Source organism: Streptomyces klenkii (assembly GCF_003626645.1).
GTDB classification, from domain to species: domain Bacteria; phylum Actinomycetota; class Actinomycetes; order Streptomycetales; family Streptomycetaceae; genus Streptomyces; species Streptomyces klenkii.
The window spans coordinates 15404-37708 of sequence record NZ_RBAM01000009.1 but is presented as its reverse complement, the minus strand read 5'-3'; the positions used below and the strand labels follow the sequence as shown (position 1 = coordinate 37708).

At 73.1% G+C, this 22305-nt stretch carries 23 protein-coding genes and 1 riboswitch; of the genes, 12 read left to right on the top strand and 11 right to left on the bottom strand.

What is annotated here, in order from left to right:
- The first annotated feature begins 103 nt into the window (after window positions 1–103).
- Together D7231_RS21985 and D7231_RS37110 are read left to right on the top strand one after the other, a co-directional pair.
- On the top strand, window positions 104–1057 hold the full coding sequence (locus D7231_RS21985) for a cytochrome c oxidase assembly protein (protein ID WP_120757228.1): 954 nt from the start codon (window positions 104–106) through the stop codon (window positions 1055–1057).
- A gap of 136 nt (window positions 1058–1193) precedes the next feature.
- Window positions 1194–1352 (top strand): hypothetical protein, encoded by a 159-nt coding sequence (locus D7231_RS37110; RefSeq protein ID WP_194961534.1) that lies wholly within the window; start codon window positions 1194–1196, stop codon window positions 1350–1352.
- Between the two features lie 41 nt (window positions 1353–1393).
- On the opposite strand, the gene D7231_RS21980 is transcribed toward D7231_RS37110, so the two are convergent.
- The 9 genes from D7231_RS21980 to D7231_RS21940 form a co-directional block, all read right to left on the bottom strand.
- The gene (locus D7231_RS21980) at window positions 1394–1822 is read right to left on the bottom strand and encodes an SSI family serine proteinase inhibitor (RefSeq protein WP_120757227.1); all 429 of its coding nucleotides are present in this window, start codon (window positions 1820–1822) and stop codon (window positions 1394–1396) included.
- A gap of 107 nt (window positions 1823–1929) precedes the next feature.
- On the bottom strand, window positions 1930–2130 hold the full coding sequence (locus D7231_RS21975; RefSeq protein ID WP_120757482.1) for a hypothetical protein: 201 nt from the start codon (window positions 2128–2130) through the stop codon (window positions 1930–1932).
- A gap of 176 nt (window positions 2131–2306) precedes the next feature.
- Window positions 2307–3908, bottom strand: a complete 1602-nt coding sequence (locus tag D7231_RS21970; protein ID WP_241999850.1) for an alpha/beta hydrolase — start codon at window positions 3906–3908, stop codon at window positions 2307–2309.
- Between the two features lie 161 nt (window positions 3909–4069).
- Window positions 4070–4921: an urease accessory protein UreD gene (locus D7231_RS21965; protein WP_416385393.1), complete on the bottom strand. Its 852-nt coding sequence runs from the start codon at window positions 4919–4921 to the stop codon at window positions 4070–4072.
- Entirely contained in the window at window positions 4879–5586 is a 708-nt protein-coding gene (ureG, locus tag D7231_RS21960; RefSeq protein WP_120757225.1) for an urease accessory protein UreG, read from the bottom strand. Before ureG ends, D7231_RS21965 begins: the two co-directional genes overlap by 43 nt.
- 412 nt (window positions 5587–5998) lie before the next feature.
- The gene (locus tag D7231_RS21955; RefSeq protein ID WP_120757224.1) at window positions 5999–6715 is read right to left on the bottom strand and encodes an urease accessory protein UreF; all 717 of its coding nucleotides are present in this window, start codon (window positions 6713–6715) and stop codon (window positions 5999–6001) included.
- The gene (locus tag D7231_RS21950; RefSeq protein ID WP_120757223.1) at window positions 6715–8436 is read right to left on the bottom strand and encodes an urease subunit alpha; all 1722 of its coding nucleotides are present in this window, start codon (window positions 8434–8436) and stop codon (window positions 6715–6717) included. The genes D7231_RS21955 and D7231_RS21950 overlap by 1 nt, the downstream gene beginning before the upstream one ends.
- The gene (locus D7231_RS21945) at window positions 8429–8740 is read right to left on the bottom strand and encodes an urease subunit beta (RefSeq protein ID WP_120757222.1); all 312 of its coding nucleotides are present in this window, start codon (window positions 8738–8740) and stop codon (window positions 8429–8431) included. Before D7231_RS21945 ends, D7231_RS21950 begins: the two co-directional genes overlap by 8 nt.
- A 13-nt stretch (window positions 8741–8753) precedes the next feature.
- Window positions 8754–9056, bottom strand: a complete 303-nt coding sequence (locus tag D7231_RS21940) for an urease subunit gamma (RefSeq protein ID WP_120757221.1) — start codon at window positions 9054–9056, stop codon at window positions 8754–8756.
- 737 nt (window positions 9057–9793) lie between these two features.
- Window positions 9794–9969, top strand: a riboswitch (cyclic di-AMP (ydaO/yuaA leader).
- Window positions 9970–9973: 4 nt separating this feature from the next.
- On the opposite strand from D7231_RS21940, the gene D7231_RS21935 reads away from it, so the two are divergent.
- On the top strand, window positions 9974–10444 hold the full coding sequence (locus D7231_RS21935) for a C40 family peptidase (RefSeq protein ID WP_120757220.1): 471 nt from the start codon (window positions 9974–9976) through the stop codon (window positions 10442–10444).
- A gap of 91 nt (window positions 10445–10535) precedes the next feature.
- On the opposite strand, the gene D7231_RS21930 is transcribed toward D7231_RS21935, so the two are convergent.
- Window positions 10536–10973, bottom strand: coding sequence for an ATP-binding protein (locus D7231_RS21930; RefSeq protein ID WP_120757219.1), 438 nt, complete (start codon window positions 10971–10973; stop codon window positions 10536–10538).
- 292 nt (window positions 10974–11265) lie between these two features.
- On the opposite strand from D7231_RS21930, the gene D7231_RS21925 reads away from it, so the two are divergent.
- Together D7231_RS21925 and D7231_RS21920 are read left to right on the top strand one after the other, a co-directional pair.
- Window positions 11266–12144, top strand: a complete 879-nt coding sequence (locus tag D7231_RS21925) for a helix-turn-helix domain-containing protein (protein WP_120757218.1) — start codon at window positions 11266–11268, stop codon at window positions 12142–12144.
- Window positions 12145–12153: 9 nt separating this feature from the next.
- A complete protein-coding gene (locus D7231_RS21920; protein WP_120757217.1) occupies window positions 12154–12393 on the top strand; it encodes a DUF397 domain-containing protein in 240 nt (79 codons plus the stop codon).
- A gap of 65 nt (window positions 12394–12458) precedes the next feature.
- Here D7231_RS21920 and D7231_RS21915 read toward each other — a convergent pair whose 3' ends face one another.
- Window positions 12459–13619, bottom strand: a complete 1161-nt coding sequence (locus tag D7231_RS21915) for an 8-amino-7-oxononanoate synthase (RefSeq protein WP_120757216.1) — start codon at window positions 13617–13619, stop codon at window positions 12459–12461.
- Between the two features lie 261 nt (window positions 13620–13880).
- On the opposite strand from D7231_RS21915, the gene bioB reads away from it, so the two are divergent.
- The 7 genes from bioB (at window position 13881) to D7231_RS21880 (ending at window position 21816) form a co-directional block, all read left to right on the top strand.
- Window positions 13881–15095, top strand: coding sequence for a biotin synthase BioB (gene bioB / locus D7231_RS21910; protein ID WP_120757215.1), 1215 nt, complete (start codon window positions 13881–13883; stop codon window positions 15093–15095).
- Window positions 15088–16395 (top strand): adenosylmethionine--8-amino-7-oxononanoate transaminase, encoded by a 1308-nt coding sequence (locus D7231_RS21905; protein WP_120757214.1) that lies wholly within the window; start codon window positions 15088–15090, stop codon window positions 16393–16395. The genes bioB and D7231_RS21905 overlap by 8 nt, the downstream gene beginning before the upstream one ends.
- 233 nt (window positions 16396–16628) lie before the next feature.
- Window positions 16629–17345, top strand: a complete 717-nt coding sequence (gene bioD, locus D7231_RS21900; protein ID WP_120757213.1) for a dethiobiotin synthase — start codon at window positions 16629–16631, stop codon at window positions 17343–17345.
- A 143-nt stretch (window positions 17346–17488) separates the two neighbouring features.
- Window positions 17489–18232: a class I SAM-dependent methyltransferase gene (locus D7231_RS21895; RefSeq protein ID WP_120757212.1), complete on the top strand. Its 744-nt coding sequence runs from the start codon at window positions 17489–17491 to the stop codon at window positions 18230–18232.
- Window positions 18233–18305: 73 nt separating this feature from the next.
- Window positions 18306–19196, top strand: coding sequence for an LLM class F420-dependent oxidoreductase (locus D7231_RS21890; protein ID WP_120757211.1), 891 nt, complete (start codon window positions 18306–18308; stop codon window positions 19194–19196).
- A 230-nt stretch (window positions 19197–19426) separates the two neighbouring features.
- Complete coding sequence (locus D7231_RS21885; RefSeq protein ID WP_120757210.1) at window positions 19427–20803, top strand: hemolysin family protein; 1377 nt, start codon at window positions 19427–19429, stop codon at window positions 20801–20803.
- Window positions 20800–21816: a hemolysin family protein gene (locus tag D7231_RS21880; protein ID WP_120757209.1), complete on the top strand. Its 1017-nt coding sequence runs from the start codon at window positions 20800–20802 to the stop codon at window positions 21814–21816. The genes D7231_RS21885 and D7231_RS21880 overlap by 4 nt, the downstream gene beginning before the upstream one ends.
- Window positions 21817–22305 lie beyond the last annotated feature (489 nt).

Genomic DNA, 22305 nt, shown 5'->3' with positions numbered 1-22305 from the left:
CCATTTCTGCCCCGCTCTCCGGCGGGGCGCCCCCGGCCGCGGACGCGGCCCGGGGCGCCTCTACTCTGGTTCCGGCGCATCGGTGCGAAATGGGAGAGAGCGGATGGATCACAGCGGGCACGGCATGATGCACATGGACATGCCGCCGTTCACGCTGGAGCGGGGTCTGCAGTTCAGTGGCGATCCATTCTTCATGATCGGCTGTCTGCTGGCGCTGGCGCTCTACGGCTGGGCGGTGGTCCGGCTGCGGCGCCGCGGGGACTCCTGGCCGGTGGGCCGGACCGTCGCGTTCGTCCTCGGTGTGCTGACCGTGTGGCTGGTGATGTGCACCAAGCTCAACGACTACGGCATGGTCATGTTTAGCGTGCACATGGTGCAGCACATGGTCATCAGCATGCTCTCGCCGATCCTGGTCCTGCTCGGCGCGCCGGTGACGCTGACGCTGCGGGCGCTGCCGACGGCCGGGCGCGGCCGCCGGGGGCCGCGCGAGTGGCTGGTCTCGCTGCTGCACAGCCGCTACATGCGGGTCATCACGCACCCGGTGTTCACGATCCCGCTGTTCATCGCGAGCCTGTACGCGCTGTACTTCACGCCGCTCTTCGACTTCCTGATGGAGTCCAGGACGGGCCACATCGCGATGATGGTGCACTTCCTCGCCGTGGGCCTGGTGTTCTTCTGGCCGATCATGGGCGTGGACCCGGGCCCGCACCGGCCGGGCTATGTGATGCGGATGCTGGAGCTGTTCGCGGGCATGCCCTTCCACGCGTTCTTCGGCATCGCGCTGATGATGGCGTCGGAGCCGATGATCGGCACGTACATGCACCCGCCGGCCTCGCTGGGCATCGACCCGCTGGAGGACCAGCAGGCGGGCGGCGGCATCGCCTGGGCGTTCAGCGAGATCCCGTCGGTCGTGGTGCTGCTGGCGCTGGCCTACCAGTGGTACCGCTCCGAGCAGCGGCAGGCCCGGCGCTCGGACCGCGCCGAGGACCGCAACGGCGACAAGGAGCTGGAGGCGTACAACGCCTACCTCGCCTCGCTGCGCTCGCGGGAGACGTGAGGCGCGGGCGTACGCGGAGGCGCGCGGGGGCGCGCACGAGATCTGGCGGCAGGGGCCGCGGCCGGGAGACGATGGACTCCAGGCCGCGGCCCTTGCGCGTGGGTGCGTTCCCGGGCCGCCGTGAGGAGGTGCGGGGATGCCAGGATCGGCGAAGACGATGGCGGCTCTGACGGTGGGAGGCCTCGTCGTGGTCACCGCGTATTCGGTGACGATAGGCAGCGACGGCTGGCTGTGGTTCGCGTGGGTGATGCTGTCGCTGCTGACGATAGGGACGCTGGTCGCCCGGGGGACGTGAGGCCGCCCGGAGCTGTCCGGCAGAAGCTACTCAGAAGCGCCTCAGAAGCGGAAGACGGGGCCGGTCGCCCCGTCGAGCGCGCAGGCGTTGGGGAAGGTCTTGTGCCAGACGACGGGGCGGCCGTTCCACTCGCCCTCGGCGGTCGCGGTCACGGGGTCGTACTGGCGGGTGCACCGGTGCTCCGCGCCGGTCACCCGGCCGGGGTCGCCTTTCGCCTTGTTCAGCGTGGTGCACGCCTCCGCGGCGTGCGGGTGGTGGCCGTCGGCGTCCGGGCAGCTGAGCTGCACCCCGCGGATCCAGGTGTTCTGCCCGCCGGAGACGGAGAGGAAGAACCGGCCGTCGGTGCCGTCGGCGCGGCCGTGCTTGCCCTGCCTGCCCGGCTTGCCGTCCGCGGCGGCCTGCGGCGCGGCGAGGAGGAGGAGCGCGGCGGAGGCCGCCGCGGCGGCCACGGCGGTACGGGGTAGGGACATCGGTGCCTCCTGGAGCGGGGTGCCCGGGTCAAGGCCATCGCGCGCGGACCGCGCCCGGCAAGCCGCCGCGCCGCGCGGTCGCCCGGGTGGCCGCGGGAGGAGTCACCCTACTGCGCCCCCGCGCACGAGGAGGACGACACGGCCGCCCGCGCCCCGGCCCGCACCGCCACCAGCCACTCCGCCCGCAACCGCTCGTAGGCCCTGCGCTCCTCACCACTGAGCATCCGGCCACGGCGCGCGGCCAGGAACGCACGGATCGCGTCGTTGATCTCCTCGGGCGACTGGGTGAGGTCCGGGTTGACGGGCATGTGCACAGGCTACGAGGGACGGCCGGCCAAAACACCGAGAACCGTCGAGCTTTGCAGAATGCTCATCAAATGGTCATCCAGCCGGAAACCCTCCCGTTGGCCCCTGAACGGCGGCAACAACGCAGGTGGCGCCCCGGTCCGGGAGGACCGGGGCGCCACGGTGCGCTGCGATGGGGCTACTTCGCCGCGGCGGCCTTCGGCGGTTCGGGGGTGGCGTGCGGGGCGCACGTCACGTCCTGGGCGTCGAGCTTGCCGTCGACGAGGTAGGCGTCGAGGCGGGCGTTGACACAGGGGTTGGCCTCGCCCGTGACGCCGTGCGAGCCGGCGTCCTTCTCCGTGATCAGGCGGGAGCCCTTGAAGCGCTTGTGCAGCTCCACGGCGCCCTCGTACGGGGTCGCCGCGTCACGCTCGCTCTGGATGATCAGGGTCTGCGGGAGACCCTTGTGCGTGGTGACCTCGATGGGGTTGCCCTGGGGGGCCTTCCACGTGGCGCACGGCAGGTTCATCCACGCGTTGGACCAGGTCATGAACGGGGCCTGGCGGTGGATGCGGGTGTTGTCGCGGTCCCACTTGGCCCAGCTGGTGGGCCACTTGGCGTCCGCGCACTCGACCGCGGTGTAGACGGCGTTGCTGTTCTCCGCGGCGATGTTGCCCGCGGTGTTGGACAGGTCGGGGCCGGCGGCCTCGACGAGCGCCTTCTCGTCACCGGCGACGTACTTGCTCCAGGTTTCGGCGACCGGGACCCACGAGGTGTCGTAGTACGCCGCGCCCTGGAAGAAGCTGATCAGCTCGGCCGGGCCGACGACCCCGCCGATGGGCTTCTTCTTGGCGGACGCCCGCAGCGTCTCCCAGTTCTTCTGGACCTTGGCCTGGGTGGTGCCGAGGTGGAAGACGTCGTCGTGCTTGGCGACCCACGTCTCCCAGTCCTTGAAGCGGGACTCGAAGGCGATGTCCTGCTCCAGGTTGGCCTGGTACCAGATGTTGTCCCGGTCCGGGTTGACGACGCTGTCGACGACCAGGCGGCGGACGTGGTCCGGGAAGAGCGTGCCGTAGACGGCGCCGAGGTAGGTGCCGTAGGAGACGCCCAGGTAGTTGAGCTTCTTCTCGCCGAGGGCGGCCCGGACGACGTCCACGTCGCGCGCGGTGTTCGCCGTCGTGAGGTACGGCAGCAGCTTGCCGCTGCGCTCGGCGCAGCCGTCGGCGTACTGGCGGGCCAGCTTGCGCTGGGCGCGCTTGTCGGCCTCGCTGTCGGGCACCGGGTCGGCCTTGGGGGCCGCGACGAACTCCTGCGGGTCGATGCAGGAGATCGGGGCGGAGTGGCCCACGCCGCGCGGGTCGAAGCCCACGAAGTCGTACGCCTTCGCCGTCTTGGCCCACAGCGGGGCCTTGGTGGTGATCCGGCGCGGGAACTTCATGCCGGAGCCGCCGGGGCCGCCGGGGTTGTAGAGGAGGGCGCCCTGGCGCTCGTCCGCGGTGCCGGTGGAGCGGGCCCGGTCCACCGCGATCTTGATGGTGGGCCCGTCGGGCTTGGCGTAGTCGACGGGAACCGTGACGTAGCCGCACTGGATGGGCTTCTCGAGGCCCCAGGCGGCAGGACAGTCCTGCCACTTGATACCCGCCTTGGCCGCGCGATCGGCGGCCACCTTCGCGCCGCGGGCCTCGGCGGCCCCGCCCGGCACGCGCTCGCTCGCGCCGGCGGCCGGGGCGGTCAGGAACCCGGCCACCAGCGCGCCGGTCACCAGGGTGCCGGCCGCGCCGAGTATTGACGTGTGTCTCACGTAGGAATCCCCCTGCTGGATACGCCGCCCGGAGCGGCGGAGATCGCCATGCTGCAAGGGGATCCTTTCGCCTCCCATCCCATAATGGACAGGTCGTACGAGTGTTCTTTACTAATCCGTAAGAATGACGAAACATGGCGCGCCACGAGTGGCATCATTCGTCACTGCTGTACCGCAATATCCGTATCGTGTTGTATACCGAAATCCACTCCCGAGCGGCCGTTTTCGAGCAGTGTCCTGAGCTCCAGGCCGTCCCGCGCGACCGCGCTCACGACGACGGCCGGCCCGGCCAGCGGGGCAACGACGGCCGTCGGCCCCAGGGCACGAGCCTCGGGCGGGCGCGCCGCGAAGGCCGGGTCCACGACGAGGAGTTGCCCGGCCGCCCGGTGGCCGCCCAGGACCGCCCCGCCGTCCCAGCCGGGCACGCCCGGCCCGTACGACAGCTCCTGGTCGTAGAGCGAGCGCCCGTCGCGGCGGACGGTCAGACGGGCCGTCAGCCGCCCCGGCGGCTCCCCCGCGCGCCCCAGGATCTGCTCCTCCCGGAACACCAGCCGGGCGGTCGGGGCGAGTTCGACGACCGTGGTCATCCGCAGCTCGCCGCCGCGGGCCGAGATCAGCGGCTCGGGGAGCCAGCGCAGCACCGCGCCGTCGCCGACCCTGATGCGGACGTCGTACGTGGCCGGCGCGCCCGTACGGCCCGGCAGGGCGATGGTCGCGGCCGTGGTGGAGAAGTGCAGCGCGGCGCCGTCCCCCACGTCGGCGGAGAGCGCGAGGGCGTCGCCGCCGAGCGGCGCGCTCATCGCGCCCACCAGGCACACGCGCGCCTCGTGCCCCGCGGAGCGCAGGCGCCGCAGCGCGAACGGGCCTCCGCCGTCCAGGACGGGCAGCGCGGTGCCGCCCCTGCCGTCGGCCGCGGCGACGACCCGGGCCGCGGCCAGCAGGCCGTGCCCCGCCGGGGCGAGGGCCGTGGTCACGGCGCCGCGGTCCAGGCGGCGAGCTGCGCGCGCACCCACGCCGTGACGGGCTCCACGCCGCCCTCGGCGACGAGGGAGGTGAACACGGCGGGGAGCTCCCCGCGCTGCGCCTTCGCGTCGCGCGCCATGCCCTCCAGGTCGACGCCGACGTACGGGGCGAGGTCGGTCTTGTTGACGACGAGCAGGTCGGCGGTGGTGATGCCGGGGCCGCCCTTGCGCGGGATGTCGTCGCCGCCCGCGACGTCGATGACGAAGATCTGCGCGTCCACCAGGCCCTTGGAGAAGGTGGCGGTGAGGTTGTCGCCGCCGGACTCGACCAGGACGAGGTCGAGCGGCCCCGCCCCCGAGGAAGAAAACACAGCCTCCAGGTCCTCTATGGCCTCCAGGTTGGCGGAGATGTCGTCCCGGATGGCGGTGTGCGGGCAGGCCCCGGTCTCCACGGCCGCGATCCGCTCCGGCGGCAGGACGGCGTTGCGCAGCAGGAACTCGGCGTCCTCGCGGGTGTAGATGTCGTTGGTGACGACGGCGACGGACAGCTCGTCGCGCAGGGCGCGGCAGAGCGCGGCGACGGTCGCCGTCTTCCCGGACCCGACGGGCCCCCCGAGCCCGATCCGCAGAGCACGGCGCGTGCCGTCGGGGCGGACGGGGGAAGCGGCGCTGTAGGTGTGACGGTGGGGGTAGAGCTCGGGGTGATCGAGGTGCATGGTCCCTCCGGGGGGTTCGGTGATGGATGGAGCTTGGGGTACGGTCCGGCACCGCCGGGCTGCCACGTTGTGGCCGGCCGCCGCGGCGGCGGATGAGACTTCGCGCCGTATCGGCGGCGCGCCGCCGAGGCGAGCGCCCTGGGCGCGGTCGGGCACCGCCGGGCTGCCACGTTGTGGCCGATCGGCGTCGCGGCGGAAGAGACCTCGTGCCGCGGCGGCGGCCGGCCATCACGGCCGCAGTCCGGGGTGCGGTTCGGCACTGCCGGGCCGCGACACGGCGGCCGGTCTCCGTCGCGGCGGAAGACCTTGCCCGCCGTGGCACCAGCAAGAAGAATCCCGCCGCCACGGCGGCAAGCCACCGCGGCGAGGGTCCGGCGGAATGGCCCTTGGGCGGAGGCGTCATGAGTACGCATCAGCTTGCGAAGAGTCGTACGGGCCAGGACGCGTGGAGTTCCGCCGTGATGTCGAGGAGCGGCGCCGAGCAGGCGGGCAGGGCGTCGGGGCCTTCCACCCCGGCCCGGCGCGCGGCGTCCGCCGCGCGTTCCGCGACCGCGTCCATGGCCGGTGCGAGCCGGGCCAGGACGGCCGTCGCGTCGAACGGGTCGAGGCTCAGCAGGCGTACGGCCGCGCTCGCCGGACCGCTGACCGACTCGTAGACGGCGGCGTAGGCGGCGTCCAGCGGGCCCAGTCCGGCGGACCGGGCCGTGAGGCCGAGGACGACCGGCTGGTGGGCGCCGCGCGGCCGGGCCGCGGCGAGGGCGTCGAGCGCGTCCGAGGGCCAGGTGGCGCGGGCGGCGCGCATCAGCTGCCGGCCGAGGCGCCGGGCGGTGGCGCGCAGGGCGGGCGCGGGGGTGCGGGCGTCCGCGGCGTCGTCGAGGGCGAGCGGGTCGAGTCCGGCGGCGGCCGCGGCGGCGAGGGCGGCCGCGGCGAGCCCGGCGGTGTGCAGCCGTCCCCGGCAGAACTCCTCCAGGGTCCGCCCGTCGGTGATCCGCCCGGCCTTGACGGCGGCTTCGGCCCCGCCGGAGTGCGCGTGGCCTCCGGCGGGGAGGCGCCCGTCGGCGAGGACGAGGAGGGCGGCGAGGCCGCCTGTCCTCCCAGCCGGCGCGGCGGATGCAGTCGTCGCGCTCATCAGAACAGGAAGTAGCGCTGGGCCATCGGCAGTTCCGCCGCCGGCCGGGGTTCGATCACTTCGCCGTCGACGGTGACCGTGAACGTGTCGGAGTCGACCTCGACCCTGGGCCTGGCGTCGTTGTTGCGCATGTCGGCCTTGGTCACGCCGCGCGTGGACCGTATGGGAACGAACCGCTTGCCCAGCCCGAGCCGTTCCGGGAGGCCGTCGTCCATGGCCCACTGGGTGACGAAGTTGAGGGAGTTGGCGGCGGGGGCCCGGCCGCGGGCGCCGAACATGGGGCGGGGCAGGACGGGTTGCGGGGTGGGGATGGAGGCGTTGGCGTCGCCCATCTGCGCGTAGGCGATCTGCCCGCCCTTGATGACGAGCTGCGGCCGTACGCCGAAGAAGGCGGGGTCCCAGAGCACGAGGTCGGCGAGCTTGCCGGGCTCGACGGAGCCGATCTCGTGGTCGAGGCCCTGCGCGACGGCCGGGTTGATGGTGTATTTGGCGACGTAGCGCCGGGCGCGGACGTTGTCGGCGGGGCCGTCGCCGGGCAGGGCGCCGCGGCGCTCCTTCATCACGTGCGCGGTCTGCCAGGTGCGCAGGACGATCTCGCCGATGCGGCCCATGGCCTGGGAGTCGGAGGAGATGATGGAGATCGCGCCGAGGTCGTGCAGGACGTCTTCGGCGGCGATGGTGCCGGGCCGGATGCGGGATTCGGCGAAGGCGAGGTCTTCGGGGACGGCCGGGTTGAGGTGGTGGCAGACCATCAGCATGTCGAGGTGTTCGTCGACGGTGTTGATGGTGTGCGGCCGGGTGGGGTTGGTGGAGCTGGGCAGGACGTTGGCCTCGGAGACGACGGTGATGATGTCGGGTGCGTGGCCGCCGCCGGCGCCTTCCGTGTGGTAGGCGTGGATGGAGCGGCCGGCGATGGCGGCGAGGGTGTCGCCGACGAAGCCGGCTTCGTTGAGGGTGTCGGTGTGGATGGCGAGCTGGGCGCCGCTCTCCTCGCACACGGCCAGGCAGGCGTCGATGGCGGCGGGCGTCGCCCCCCAGTCCTCGTGGATCTTGAAGCCGACGGCGCCGGCCCGCAGCTGGGCGCGCATCGAGTCGTAGGAGACGGTGTTGCCCTTGCCCAGCAGGCCGAGGTTGACGGGGTACCCCTCCATCGCCTCGAACATGCGGGCGAGGTGCCAGGCGCCGGGGGTGATGGTGGTGGCCTTGCTGCCCTCGGCGGGCCCGGTGCCGCCGCCGAGCAGGGTGGTGACGCCGGAGGCGAGGGCCTCGTCGGCGGCCTGCGGGCAGATGAAGTGGACGTGGGCGTCGATGGCGCCGGCGGTGAGGATCTTGCCGTTGCCGGCGATGACCTCGGTCTCGGGGCCGATGACGAGGTCGGGGTGGACGCCGTCCATGGTGTCGGGGTTGCCGGCCTTGCCGATGCCGGTGATGCGGCCGTCGCGGATCCCGACGTCGGCCTTGACGATCCCCCAGTGGTCGAGGACGAGGGCGCCGGTGATGACGGTGTCGGGGGCGCCGTCGGCGCGGGTCGCGCGGGACTGGCCCATGGACTCGCGGATGACCTTGCCGCCGCCGAAGACGGCCTCGTCGCCGGCGTGGCCGGGTCCGCCGCTGCGGTCCTCCTCGATCTCGATGACGAGGCCGGTGTCGGCGAGGCGGATGCGGTCGCCGGCGGTCGGCCCGTAGAGGTCGGCGTAGGCGACGCGACTGAGCTCACTCATCGAGCGGTCCCCCGCACTCGCCGCGCAGGCCCTCGACGATGCGCTTGCCGCCGATGGGCACGAGGTCGACCCGGACGGGGATGCCCGGCTCGAAGCGGACGGCGGTGCCCGCGGCGATGTCGAGGCGCTTGCCGCGGGCGGCGGCCCGGTCGAAGTCGAGGCCGGGGTTGGCCTCGGCGAAGTGGTAGTGCGAGCCGACCTGCACGGGGCGGTCGGCGGCGTTGAGCACGGTGAGCCGGGTGCGGTGCAGGCCCTGGTTGAGGGCCACGGGCTCGGCGGCGTGCAGGATCTCTCCGGGAATCATCGGGTCCGCCCCTTCAGCAGATGGGATCGTGGACGGTGACGAGCTTGGTGCCGTCAGGGAAGGTGGCCTCGATCTGGACGTCGGGGAGCATCTCGGGGATGCCCTCCATGACCTCGTCCCGGGTGAGCACCTTGCGGCCGGAGGACATGAGCTCGGCGACGGTGCGGCCGTCCCGGGCGCCCTCCAGGACGTGCACGGTGATGAGGGCCACCGCCTCGGGGTGGTTGAGGAGCAGGCCACGGGCCTTGCGCCGCGCGGCGACGTCGGCCGCCACGTGGAGGAGCAGGCGTTCCTGCTCGCGCGGGGAGAGTTGCATGTCCCACCTCACTGTTGTCCCGGGGGGTCCCGGCCGGCCGCACCGGGCCGCAACCCGAGTTCAACACGGTGTTGACCTGGGGTTCTTCGGTCGGTGGCCAGGGATTGCAGATTAGGGCGCAACCTTTTCCAACGCGTTAACTGACTCTTTGCGTTGTCATGGCCATAGCTATCCGGGCCGGCTGTCGCATGCATCTACTGGATCTTCTGGGCCGGATCATGACCGTCCGTCCGCACGACACGTACGGCCGGCTACGGGTACCGCACCTGCGGCCGTCGCCGCGGCGCGCCCGCGGCCCGGTTTCGCAGGCGTGTACGAAACCGGCGAACGGGAGGTGTGAACGGGCCGTGCCGACGCGGGCGGTACGGGTCCGCGGCGCAGAGCGCCGGGGGCGAAGGGATCTCCGCGCCATGTGCGCCGGAGGGGCCGGGGTCCGCGCGCGAATAAACCCGGCTCCGCCCCATGGAGGATCACGGCGTAGACGGGGCGCGGTGATCGATTTGGGGCGGACGGCCGGATTGCGCCCGGCCGGGTACGAACCGCCGCAGGCCAGCGCCTCAGCCGGCTTCCGCGGACACCATCAATTCGCCCTGTGTCCACCGGAATTGCCCAAGAGTGATCAGCCTCACATACCCCTGGATCCGCTCGGAATCCGCACGGCGGCTGCGCCAAGATCCCTGCGACGACAAGACCCCGCCACCCCGGCGGGGCGGTCCCGGCGGACGCCGAACCCTGCCGCCGACGGGATGCCGGGTCGACTTAGGTGCACGGCAGGGATGGAGGACCCAAGAGTGGTGGGACGACCAAGAGTAGTGCGGTCGGCCCTTGGGGTGAAGCCGTTGACAGCGGCCGGGCAACCTTCGCCTGCCCGAACCCGACAGGTCATCCTTCACAGGCGGCTGACGAAGGGTTAGCGCATGGGCGCGCACAAACGTCCGTCGAAGCTGTCCAGGGCCGGTGCCGCATCGGCCCTCACTCTCGCCGCCGTCGGGGCCACGGTCCTGGCACCGGGCGGCGCGGCAGAGGCGGAGGCGTCTTCCGTCTCCACCATGGCACTGCGGATCGCGGCCTCGAAGCAGGGCTCCCCGTACCAGTGGGGAGCGACCGGACCCTACCGGTTCGACTGCTCGGGCCTGACGCTCTACTCCTTCAAGCGGGCCGGCAAATCGCTGCCCCGCACCGCCGCCCAGCAGTACAACAGCACGCAGCACATCCCGCGGTCCGCACGCGAAGTCGGCGACCTGGTCTTCTTCGTCTCCGGGCGCGGCATCTACCACGTCGGGATATACGCCGGGGACGGGAGGATCTGGCACGCGCCGAAGACCGGCGCGGTCGTCCGCCTGGAGCGGATCTGGACCAACAGCGTGCGCTACGGCCGCGTCGGCTGATCCCCGCGCCGGCGGCAGGCCCGCAACCGCCCCGAACGGGCCCGAGGCCCCCCGCACGCCGTGCGGGGGGCCTGGCCGGCCGGAGGGGAGTTCAGCGCTCGGCGCTGACCGGCACGGTCCAGGGGAGGGAGATCCACACCGTCTTGCCGCCGTCGGAGGTGGGGGTGAAGAACAGCCGTCCTCCGTACTCGGCGGTGAGACAGCGGATGATCACCATGCCGCGGCCGTTGTCCTGCTGGACCGCGGCGGGCAGCCGCCGGGGGAAGCGGGGGTGGCTGTCGGTGACCCCGATGCGCAGCTGCTGGTCGCGGTCGAGGCGGACGTCCACGGTGAAGGTGGGCGACTGACCCCGGGTGTGCTGCACGGCGTTGGTGGCGAGCTCCGAGACGATCAGGCGCACGGTCTCGGCGGTGTCCGTCCCGCCCGGCAGTCCCCAGTCGGCCAGCACCTCCGCGACGTAGCGCCGCGCCGTGGAGACCGAGCCGGGGGCGCTCGGCAGGGTGACGGTGGCTTCTTGGCGGTCTGCCATGGCGGTGGCCCTTTCAGCCGAGGTCCCGCCGAAGGCCGGACCCCGTGCACCGCCGGTGCACTGCCACGGAAATCAGGGAGCATGCCGTACGTCAGTGGGGGTCGTGAGCGGCCTCGGGCGGCTCTGGGCGACAGCCTGCCACTGATAACGCCTGGGATGGGAGCGATCCCCCAAGATATGCATATATCTGTCGCTCAAAGCGGTGAACTCTGCGACGAGCGACCGTATTCCCCCGGCACACTGGGCTATTGACACTGACGTATGACAGTGACAGTGACCTAGGGGAGGGCCGATGCGCTACGGACCGGCGGTACGCCGCCGCAAGCTGGGGGCGGAGCTGCGCCGCCAGCGCGAACTGGCCGGGCTGACGAGCCTGGAGGCCGCGCGCGCGGTGGGCTGGCACCAGTCGAAGGTCAGCCGGATCGAGACGGGCGCCAGTGGCGTGAAACCGGCGGACGTGGCGCGGCTCCTGGACGCCTACGGGGTCACCGACCCCGAACTGCGCGCGCTGCTGGGGGCGTTGTGCGGGGCGGGGTCGCCCGTGCCGGGCGAGGGGGCGGGGGCCCGGCGCGGCTGGTGGTACGCCTACCGCGACCGGCTGCCACCGGCCTATCTGGACTTCATCAGCCTGGAGTCGGAGGCATCGCGGTTAAGCACGCTGGAGACCACCGTGGTGCCCGGCCTGCTCCAGACGCCCGCCTACGCCCGGGCCGTGACCCGCGCGGCGCTGGGCGACCCCGCCCCGGAGCAGGTCGAGGAGCTGGTACGGGTGCGCATGGCGCGGCAGGCGGTGCTGCGGGGCGAGCAGCCGCTGGAAGTGTGCGCCGTGCTGGACGAGGCGGTATTGCGCCATGAGGTGGGCGGGCCGGAGGTCATGGCCGGACAGCTGCGGCACCTGGTGGAGACGGGGTCGCTGGGGCACGTGCGGCTGCACGTCCTGCCGTTCTCCAGCGGCGGCCATATCGGCATCACCGGGCCTTTTGTTATCTTCTCATTTCCGCGCATTGCTGATCTGGACGTGGTGGTTCTCGACCACTTGACGAGTAGCCTCTACCTGGAGCGGAAAGAAGACCTCCGGGCGTACGGCGCGGCCTTCACGACGCTGCGCGAACACGCGCTCTCGCACGAGAACTCACTGGAATTCATCGCCGGGATCAACGACGGCGCGTAAGGAGGCACCATGTCCGCAATGCCTCGGTACGTACTTGCCGCCCCTTCGCTTCTCCGCGGCGCTTCGTGGCGGCGCAGCAGCTACAGCACCGGTTACAACAACTGCGTCGAGACGGCCGGACCGCTCCCCGGCCGGCTCCTCGCCGTGCGCGACTCCAAGCGGGCGAGCGGTCCCGCGCTCCTCTTCCGCTCCGCCGCGTGGACGTGCTTCGTCGAAGGACTGCGCAACGGCGGGCCCGGCCCGCTGTGAACCGGTAAGGCCCCTTTTCCCGTTTTCCTGCGTCCTTTCAGCTCTTCCCGTTCTCCCGCGTTCTCTCAGGCGGCCGGCGCGGTCCGTACGATCGCGTCGGCCGCTGCCGTCACCTGCGCGTCCGAGAGGTCCGCCCGGGCGGTCAGCCGCAGCCGCGAGATGCCGTCCGGCACGGACGGCGGCCGGAAGCAGCCGACCGCGAACCCGGCCTCCCGGCAGTCCGCCGCCCACCGCACCGCTGCCTCCGGCGAGGGCGCGCGGACGGACACCACCGCCGCGTCGGGCCGTACCGCCTCGAAGCCCGCCGCCACGAACCTGCCGTGCAGGCCGGCGGCGATCTCGCGGACCCGGGCCGCGCGCTGCGGCTCGCGGCGCAGCACGGCGAGGGCCGCCAGTGCGGCGCCGGCCGCCGCCGGGGCGAGGCCGGTGTCGAAGATGAACGTCCGGGCGTTGCTCACGAGGTGCCGGATCACGCGCGCGGGGCCGAGCACCGCGCCGCCCTGGCTGCCGAGCGACTTCGACAGGGTGACCGTGGCGACGACGTCGGGGGCGCCCGCGAGGCCCGCCGCGTGCACCGCGCCGCGGCCGCCCTCGCCGAGGACGCCGAGTCCGTGCGCGTCGTCCACGAGCAGCGCGGCGCCGTGCTCGCGGCACGCCGCGGCGAGCGCGGTCAGCGGGGCGGCGTCGCCGTCGACGGAGAAGACGGAGTCGGTGACGGCCAGGGCGCGGCCGGCGTGCGCGGCGAGGGCCTTGCGGACGGCGTCGGGGTCGGCGTGCGGCACGATCGCCTTCTCGGCGCGGGCGAGCCGGCAGCCGTCGATCAGCGAGGCGTGGTTGCCCTCGTCGGAGACGAGCAGGGCGCCGTCGACGCCGCCGGCGGGCCCGGCGAGGGCGGTGACGGCGGCGAGGTTGGCCGTGTAGCCGGAGGAGAACACGAGCGCCGCCTCGAAGCCGCAGAACGCGGCGAGCTCCGCCTCCAGCCGGGCGTGCAGGGCGGTGCTCCCGGTGACCAGGCGGGAGCCGGTCGCGCCCGCGCCCCACTCCCGGGCGGCCGCGGCGGCGGCCTCGGTGACCTCCGGGTGGCGGGTGAGGCCGAGGTAGTCGTTGCCCGCCAGGTCCACCAGCGGCGCGTCGGCGGACCGCGGCCGCAGGGTCCGTACGAGGCCGGCCGCCAGACGCCGCTCGTGGTGCGCGTCGATCCACCCGAAGGCGTCGTCCTGGGGCATGAGGCCGTCCTTCGCGTTCGCGTATTAAGGGGGCTGGGGGCCGGTTCTCCGCGGAGCGCTCCGTAGAGCGTTCTGCCGGACGTTCCGCAGAGCGATCCGTAGAGAGATCTACGGAGCGATCTGTGGAGCCCGGATAGAACCTCTCTAGAACGTAGCGGCCGTCACTCCTGGTCAGGGTGTGGCAATACACACACATCAAACCGCCCGTGTTGTGTAATCCCTACCTTGGCCAAGGGCGCCCCGTGAGCGAGGATCACCGCCATGGACCTGCTGAACACGCTGGTGGACAAGGGGCTGCGGCGCGAGCTGCCGAGCCGTGAAGAGGCGCTCGCCGTGCTGGCGACCTCCGACGACGACCTGCTCGACGTGGTGGCCGCGGCCGGCAAGGTGCGCCGCAAGTGGTTCGGGCGCCGGGTGAAGCTCAACTACCTCGTCAACCTGAAGTCGGGGCTGTGCCCCGAGGACTGCTCATACTGCTCGCAGCGGCTCGGCTCCAAGGCCGAGATCCTCAAGTACACCTGGCTCAAGCCGGAGGACGCCTCCAAGGCCGCCGCGGCCGGCGTCGCGGGCGGCGCGAAGCGGGTCTGCCTGGTCGCGAGCGGCCGCGGGCCCACGGACCGGGACATCGACCGCGTCTCGAAGACCATCGAGGCGATCAAGGAGCAGAACGAGGACGTCGAGGTGTGCGCGTGCCTCGGGCTGCTCTCCGCGGGCCAGGCCGAGCGGCTGCGCGAGGCGGGCGCCGACGCGTACAACCACAACCTCAACACCTCCGAAGCCACCTACGGCGGCATCACCACCACCCACACCTACGCCGACCGCGTCGACACCGTGCAGCAGGCCCAGGCGGCGGGCATGTCCGCCTGCTCCGGGCTGATCGCGGGCATGGGCGAGAGCGACGAGGACCTCGTCGACGTCGTCTTCTCGCTGCGCGACCTGGACCCGGACTCGGTGCCGGTCAACTTCCTCATCCCGTTCGAGGGCACGCCGCTCGCCAAGGAGTGGAACCTCACCCCGCAGCGGGCGCTGCGCATCCTCGCCATGGTGCGGTTCGTCTGCCCGGACGTGGAGGTCCGGCTGGCGGGCGGGCGCGAGGTGCACCTGCGGTCGATGCAGCCGCTCGCCCTGCACCTGGTCAACTCGATCTTCCTCGGCGACTACCTGACCAGCGAGGGCCAGGAGGGCAAGGCCGACCTGGACATGATCGCGGACGCCGGGTTCGAGGTCGAGGGGGCCGGCACGACGACGCTGCCGGCGCACCGGGCGGACGTCGCCGGGGCGGGCTGCGGCGGGGGGTCGTGCGGGCCTTGCGGGGACGACTCGGCCGTTCCGGCTGCGGCTGAGGCTCCTGTGGCCGCGGTTGCCGAGGCCGAGGCTCCCGTGGCCGAGGCCGTCGGCGCCGGCCAGGACGCGCGGACGGACCTGGTCGCCGTGCGGCGCCGGGGCGCGGGCACGGACCTGCCGCCCAATGCCTGAGCCGCTCACCCCCGGCGAGCTCCTCGCCCTCGACCGGCAGCACGTGTGGCACCCCTACGGTCCGATGCCGGGCCGCCAGGAGCCGCTGCTCGTCGCGTCCGCGTCGGGGGTGCGGCTGCGGCTCGCCGAACCCGTCGAGGGTGTGGGCGAGCTGATCGACGGCATGTCCTCGTGGTGGTCCGCCGTCCACGGCTACAACCACCCCGTCCTCAACGAGGCCGCGCAGGCGCAGCTGGGGCGGATGAGCCATGTGATGTTCGGCGGGCTCACCCACGAGCCCGCCGTGCGGCTCGCCGCGCGGCTCGTGGAGATCACCCCCGAGGGGCTGGAACACGTCTTCCTCGCCGACTCCGGCTCGGTGTCGGTCGAAGTGGCCGTCAAGATGTGCTTGCAGTACTGGCGCTCGGCCGGGCGGCCGGAGAAGCGGCGGCTGATGACGTGGCGCGGCGGCTACCACGGGGACACGTGGCAGCCGATGGCCGTGTGCGACCCCGACGGCGGCATGCACGAGCTGTGGTCCGGGGCGCTCCCGAAGCACGTCTTCGCGGACGCGCCGCCGGCTCTGTCCGCGGGCCCGGAGGCCGTCGCGGCGTACGCGGCGCACCTGCGCGAGACGCTCGCCGCCCATGCCCACGAGCTCGCGGCGGTCATCGTCGAGCCGGTGGTGCAGGGTGCGGGCGGGATGCGCTTCCACGATCCCGCGCTGCTGCGGGTCCTGCGGGACGCGTGCGACGAGCATGACGTGCTCCTCGTCTTCGACGAGATCGCCACGGGGTTCGGCCGTACGGGCCGGCTGTTCGCGGCCGACCACGCCGGGGTCACGCCCGACGTGATGTGCCTCGGCAAGGCGCTCACCGGCGGCTATCTGACGATGGCGGCGACGCTGTGCACGACGCGGGTCGCCGACGGCATCTCGCGGGGCGAGGTGCCGGTGCTGGCGCACGGGCCGACGTTCATGGGCAACCCGCTCGCCGCGGCCGTCGCCAACGCCTCGATCGACCTCCTCCTGGGCCAGGACTGGCAGACGGAGGTCAAGCGCATCGAGACGGGCCTGCGGGACGGCCTCGCCGAGGCGGCCGAGCTGCCGGGCGTACGGGACGTCCGCGTCCTCGGCGCGATCGGCGTCGTCCAGCTCGACCACGAGGTCGACGTCGCGGCGGCAACGCGGGCCGTGGTCCGCGAGGGCGTCTGGCTGCGCCCGTTCCGCGACCTGCTGTACGTGATGCCGCCGTACGTGACGACGGACGAGGACGTGGCCCGGGTGTGCGCGGCGGTCCGCGCGGCGGCCCGCATCGCGTGACGCGGGCCGCACGGGGGCGCCGGGCTCCCCGGCCGCCCGGGTCACCGGGCAGGCCCATCCGGCACCGCCGGACAGCACCACGGTGGCTGATCAGCGCCGCGGCGGGGGAATGCGGCGCTGCTGCGCGTCCTTTCTCCGCCGCAGCGGCGCTCGGCCGAGACGGCGCAGCCCGGCGCTGCCGGACAGCCCTCGGCCGGGGACCAGGAATATGAGACAGAAGGCTGAGGACATTCATGACCGTACTCGTCGTCACCGGCACCGGCACCGAGGTCGGGAAGACCATCGTTACCGCAGCCCTCGCGGCGGCGGCGCGGGCCGCCGGCCGCTCCGTCGCCGTGCTCAAGCCCGCGCAGACGGGGGTCGCGCCGGGCGAGCCCGGTGATGTCGCCGAGGTGCGGCGGCTCGCGGGGGACGCGGTGACCGGCGAGGAGCTCGCGCGGTTCCCCGAGCCGCTCGCGCCGGGCACGGCCGCGGCCCGGGCCGGCCTCGCCCCCGTCCGCCCGCCGGAGATCGCGAAGGCGGCCGCGCGGCTCGCGGAGAGCCACGACCTGGTGCTCGTCGAGGGCGCCGGCGGGCTCCTCGTCCGCCTGGACGAGGAGGGCGCGACCCTCGCGGACGTGGCGCACCTGCTGGCGGCCCCCGTCCTGCTCGTCGCGCAGGCCGGCCTCGGCACGCTCAACACGACCGCCCTCACCGCGGAGGCGCTGCGTGCCCGGGGCCTGCGCTGCGAGGGCGTGGTGATCGGCAGCTGGCCGGCCGCCCCGGACCTGGCGATGCGCTGCAACCTCGCCGACCTGCCGGAGTCGGCCGGCGCCCCGCTGCTGGGCGCGGTCCCGGAGGGCGCGGGGTCCCTCCCGCCGGAGGGCTTCCGCACGGCGGCCCCCGCCTGGCTGGCGCCGGAGCTGTCCGGCACCTGGGACGCCGCAGGCTTCACCGCGGCCCACCGCTGACCCCACTCGCCCCGGCCACCCCACACACACCGCCCGCCCCAACTGCCGCGGCGGCAGCGGAGCTTGCGGCGCGCCGACGGTGCGAGCCGGTCCGGCCGGGGAACAATCGCGGTAGCCGTCGTCCCCGGAAAGGGGTGTGTGCCATGCCGCCGCTTCGGAGCACCAGGTTGCCGCACGACGCCGTGCACCATCCGGTCTTCGCCCGCTTCTACGCCAAGGTGAGCCCGATCATCGACGAGCGGGGCGGCGTGGGCGCGCACCGCCGCGAACTGCTGGCCGGCCTGTCGGGCCGGGTGATCGAGATCGGCGCGGGGAACGGCCTGAACTTCCCGTACTACCCGCCGACGGTCTCCGAGGTGGTGGCGATCGAGCCGGAGCGCGGCCTGCGCAGGATCGCGGTGGAGGCGGCGGTGCGGTCGGGCGTCCCGGTGGACGTGGTGCCGGGCGCGGCCGAGGCGCTTCCGGTGAAGAGCGAGGCGTTCGACGCGGCGGTGACGTCGCTGGTGCTGTGTTCCGTGCGGGACGTGCGGCGCGCGCTGGCGGAGCTGCGGCGGGTGCTCAGGCCGGGCGGTGAGCTGCGGTTCTTCGAGCACGGGCGGGCGGAGGGCCTGGCGCTGGCGGTCACGCAGCACGCGCTGGACCGGACGGTCTGGCCCGTGCTGTTCGGCGGGTGCCACACGGCGCGGGATCCGCTGGCGTCGATCGAGGCGGCGGGGTTCGAGCTCGGTGCGTACAGCCGGCTGCGGGTTCCGCAGACGCGGGTGCCGACACCGGCCTCCCCCTGCGTCCTGGGCGTGGCCAGACGGCCGCCCGTGGCTGATCCGGCGGATTCGGCCAACCCGGCTGATCAGGTCGATTCCGTCGATTCGGCGGACGGTCACGCGTGAGCCCTCTCACACCGCGGCGGCACGGCGGCGAAAGCACAGGAAAAACGGAGGCTACCTCCGCTACCTTTGGATCATGAACCCCTGCGCCCACCCCTTCCGCTTCGCCGTCAACATGCTCTCCCCCGGCTCCGCCGCCGAATGGCGCGAGAAGTGCCGCCGCGCCGAGGCCCTCGGGTACGACGTGATCCTCGTGCCCGACCACCTCGGGATGCCCGCGCCGTTCCCGTCCCTCGTCGCCGCCGCCGAGGCCACCGAGCGCCCGCGCCTGGGCACCATGGTGCTCAACGCGGGCCTGTGGAACCCGGCGATGCTGGCCCGCGAGGCGGCCACCACCGACCAACTCACCGGCGGCCGTCTGGAGCTGGGCCTGGGCGCGGGCTACGTGAAGGCCGAGCACGACCGCGCGGGCCTGCCCTTCGGCTCGCCGCGCGAGCGCGTGGACCACCTGGAGCACACGGTCCGCGAGCTGGAGCGGCTCCTCGGCGACCCGGAGCACGCGCCGCGGCCGGCGCAGGGCCCCCGCCCGCCGCTGCTCCTCGGCGGCAACGGCGACCGGATGCTGCGGCTCGCCGCGCGGTACGCGGACATCGCCGCGTTCTCGGGGGCGACGACGGACGACAGCGGCGCCATCCGGCCCGTCTCCCCCGCGGTCCTGGACGAGCGGGTGGCCCGCTACCAGGGCTTCGCCGCGGACCGGCCCGAGCCCGCCGAGCTGAACATCCTCGTGCAGCGGGTCGTCGTGGGCGACCGCCGCGCCGCCGCCCGCGAGCTGCTCGCGCAGGCCCCCGGCCTGACCGAGGACGAGCTGCTGGCGCACCCGGTGCTGCTGGCCGGCTCGGTCAAGGACATCGCGGACCAGGTGCGGGCCCACCGCGAACGGTTCGGCTTCACCTACTTCACGGTCCTGGAGCCCTCGATGGAGGCGTTCGCCCCCGTGATCGAGGAGCTCGGCCGGGCCGCCTGACAGACACCGGCGGGGCGCCGGAGAGGGGCCGGGGAGGGGCTGGGGAAGGCTGGAGAGGGGCCGAATAAACGCCGGAGCCCCTTTTGCCCGTCCTTTACCATGGGTGGACAGCTTCCCGTACAACATGAAAGGTGTGAGCGTCCGCCCATGGGCGAGCCTCCCAGTAGTCCCCGCAGTCGACATCGCGCGGTCCCCGTCCCTTCGTCCGATCATGGGACGGAGGTGAACCGATGACCGAGGTAGTCCTGCTGGTGGTCGCCCTGCTGCTGACCCTGGCCTGCGCCGTCTTCGTCGCGGCGGAGTTCTCGCTCACCACCGTCGAGCGCGCCGACCTCGAACGCGCCGCCGAGAACGGCGAGCGCGGCGCGGCGGGCGCGATCCAGGCCGTGCGCAGCCTCACCTTCCAGCTCTCCGGCGCCCAGCTCGGCATCACCGTCACCGGCCTGATCATCGGCATGATCTCCAAGCCGTCCATCGCGGCGCTGCTCACGGGCCCGATGGAGGCGATCGGCCTCGGCGCCGGCGCGGCCTCCACGACGGCCCTGGTGCTGGCCACGGTGCTGTCGACCGTCGTGCTGATGGTCGTCGGCGAGCTCGTCCCGAAGAACTGGGCGATCTCCCGGCCGCTGCCGGTCGCCAAGCGGGTCGCGGGCCCGCAGCGCGCGTTCTCCGCGGCCTTCCGCCCGCTGATCCGGCACCTGAACAACACCGCGAACCGCACCCTGCACCGGATGGGCCTGGAGCCCGCCGAGGAGCTGGCCTCCGCGCGCGGCCCGCAGGAGCTGGCCGCGCTCGCCCGCCACTCCGCCAAGGAAGGCACCCTGGAGGCGGACACCGCCGAGCTCTTCGTGCGGACCCTGAGCCTCGCCGACCTGACGGCGGAGAACGTGATGACGCCCCGCGTCCAGGTCATCGCCCTGGACGCCCAGGCCACCGCGGAGGACGTCGCGAACGCCACCCGCGCGACCGGCCTGTCCCGCTTCCCCGTCTACCGCAACAACCTCGACACCGTCATCGGCGTCGCCCACATCAAGGACGTCCTGGCCATACCCGCCGACCGCCGCCCCCGCCACCCCGTCACCTCGATCCTGCGCGAGCCGCTGCTCGTGCCGGAGTCGCTGACCGTGGACCGGCTCCTGGACCGGCTGTCGGGCAAGCGCACCATGGCCGTCGTCATCGACGAATACGGCGGCACCGCCGGCGTCGTCACCCTGGAGGACATCGTGGAGGAGGTCGTCGGCGAGGTACGCGACGAGCACGACCCCCACGAGGTGCCCGACCTCGCGCCCGCCGGCACGGACGCCGCGGGGCGCCCGCTGTACGACGCGGACGGCGCGGCCCGCACCGACCAGCTGGAGATCATCGGGCTGCACGCGCCGGACGGGCCGTACGAGACCCTGGCCGGCCTCGTGGCCACCGAGCTCGGCCGGATCCCCGGCCGGGGCGACACCGTGGAGGTCGCGGGATGGCGCGTCGACGTCGTCGACGCGACCGGTCACCGCGCGGCCCGAGTCCGCCTGACCGGACCGCCCGCGGACGCCGCCGGCGGGACTGGCACTGGTACTCGTACTGGTACTGGTACTGGCACCGGGGAGGTGGACCGATGACCTTCATCCAGCTCCTGATCGGCCTGGCGACACTCGTCGTCAACGCCTTCTTCGTGGGCGCGGAATTCGCCCTCATCTCGGTGCGCCGCAGCCAGATCGAGCCGTACGCCGACCGGGGCGACCGGCGCGCCCGCAGCGTCATGTGGGGCCTGCGCCACATCTCGGCGCTGATGGCCGCGGCCCAGCTCGGCATCACGCTGTGCACCCTGGTCCTGGGTGTCGTCGCCGAGCCCGCGATCGCCCACCTGCTGGAGCCCGTCTCCGACGTGCTCGGCGTGCCGCAGGGCCTGGTCCACCCCATCTCGTTCGTCATCGCGCTGGCCGTGGCGACGTACTTGCACATGCTGTTCGGCGAGATGGTGCCGAAGAACATCGCGCTGGCCGAGCCGGTGCGCAGCGCCCTGCTGCTCGGCCCGCCGCTGGTCACCCTGGCGCGGGCACTGCGCCCGTTCGTCTTCGCCATCAACTCCTTCGCGAACGTGCTGCTGAAGCTGCTGCGGGTGGAGCCGAAGGACGAGGTGGCGGCGACGTACTCGGACGACCAGCTCGCCCGGATCGTCGCCGACTCCAGCGCGGCCGGCCTGCTGGACTCACGGGCCACGGACCGGCTGCGCGACGCCCTGGAGCTGGGCAAGCGCCCGGTGAAGAACGTGGTCACGCCCGTCGAGCGGGTCGTCTCGGCGCCGCTGGGCATCACTCCCGAGGGGCTGGAGCGGCTGTCGGCCGAGTCCGGGTTCTCGCGGTTCCCGGTGGTGGACGCGGCGGGCCGCATCCTGGGCTACCTGCACGTGAAGGACGCCCTGGACGCCCGGCCGCGGGACTTCCCCTTCCCGCTCCAGCGGATGCGCCGCATCGCGACGGTCCCGGCGACGACACCGCTGGACGACGTCATCACAACGATGCGCGGCACGGGCACTCACCTCGCCGGAGTGATGGGCGAGGACGGCAAACTGGCCGGCCTCGTCACACTGGAGGACCTCCTACGCGAACTGGTGGGCCGCCCGGCCCAGTAACACGCACCGCCGGCGCCCTCGGCCGCCCCGGCCCGGGCGGACGCTGTTGACGCACTCGGCCCGGTCTTGCGGCGAGCTCGCGCTCACTGCAAGACCGGGCCGGTGCTCGTGCACGGGCCAGATGGGCCCCGTCCTCGGCTGCGGTCCGGACAGGTCCGACTCCTTGTTCCTTTGGCTGTTCCTTCGGCTGTGGTGCCGCAGCAGGCGTCGGGCGCGCTCGCCGTACAGATGTGAAGTGCACTGATAGGGCAGTGGAGTTCGGCGTCGGGATTCCGGACGGGTGGAAGGCGTGCTCCGTGGCCCGGATCCCGGTACGAGGGCAGAAGGCGCCAACACGGCCCGGCCGCGACGGCCTTCAGCGAGACCATCGCGCGGGGCCGCACAGACCCCGACAGCACTGCACGGCTTCCTACGGACCCGGCAGTACGAACCCGGCAGTTTCGTTTGGATCAGTCAGTCGTTGGGCTGGCTGTGCCGTTGACTGACGCG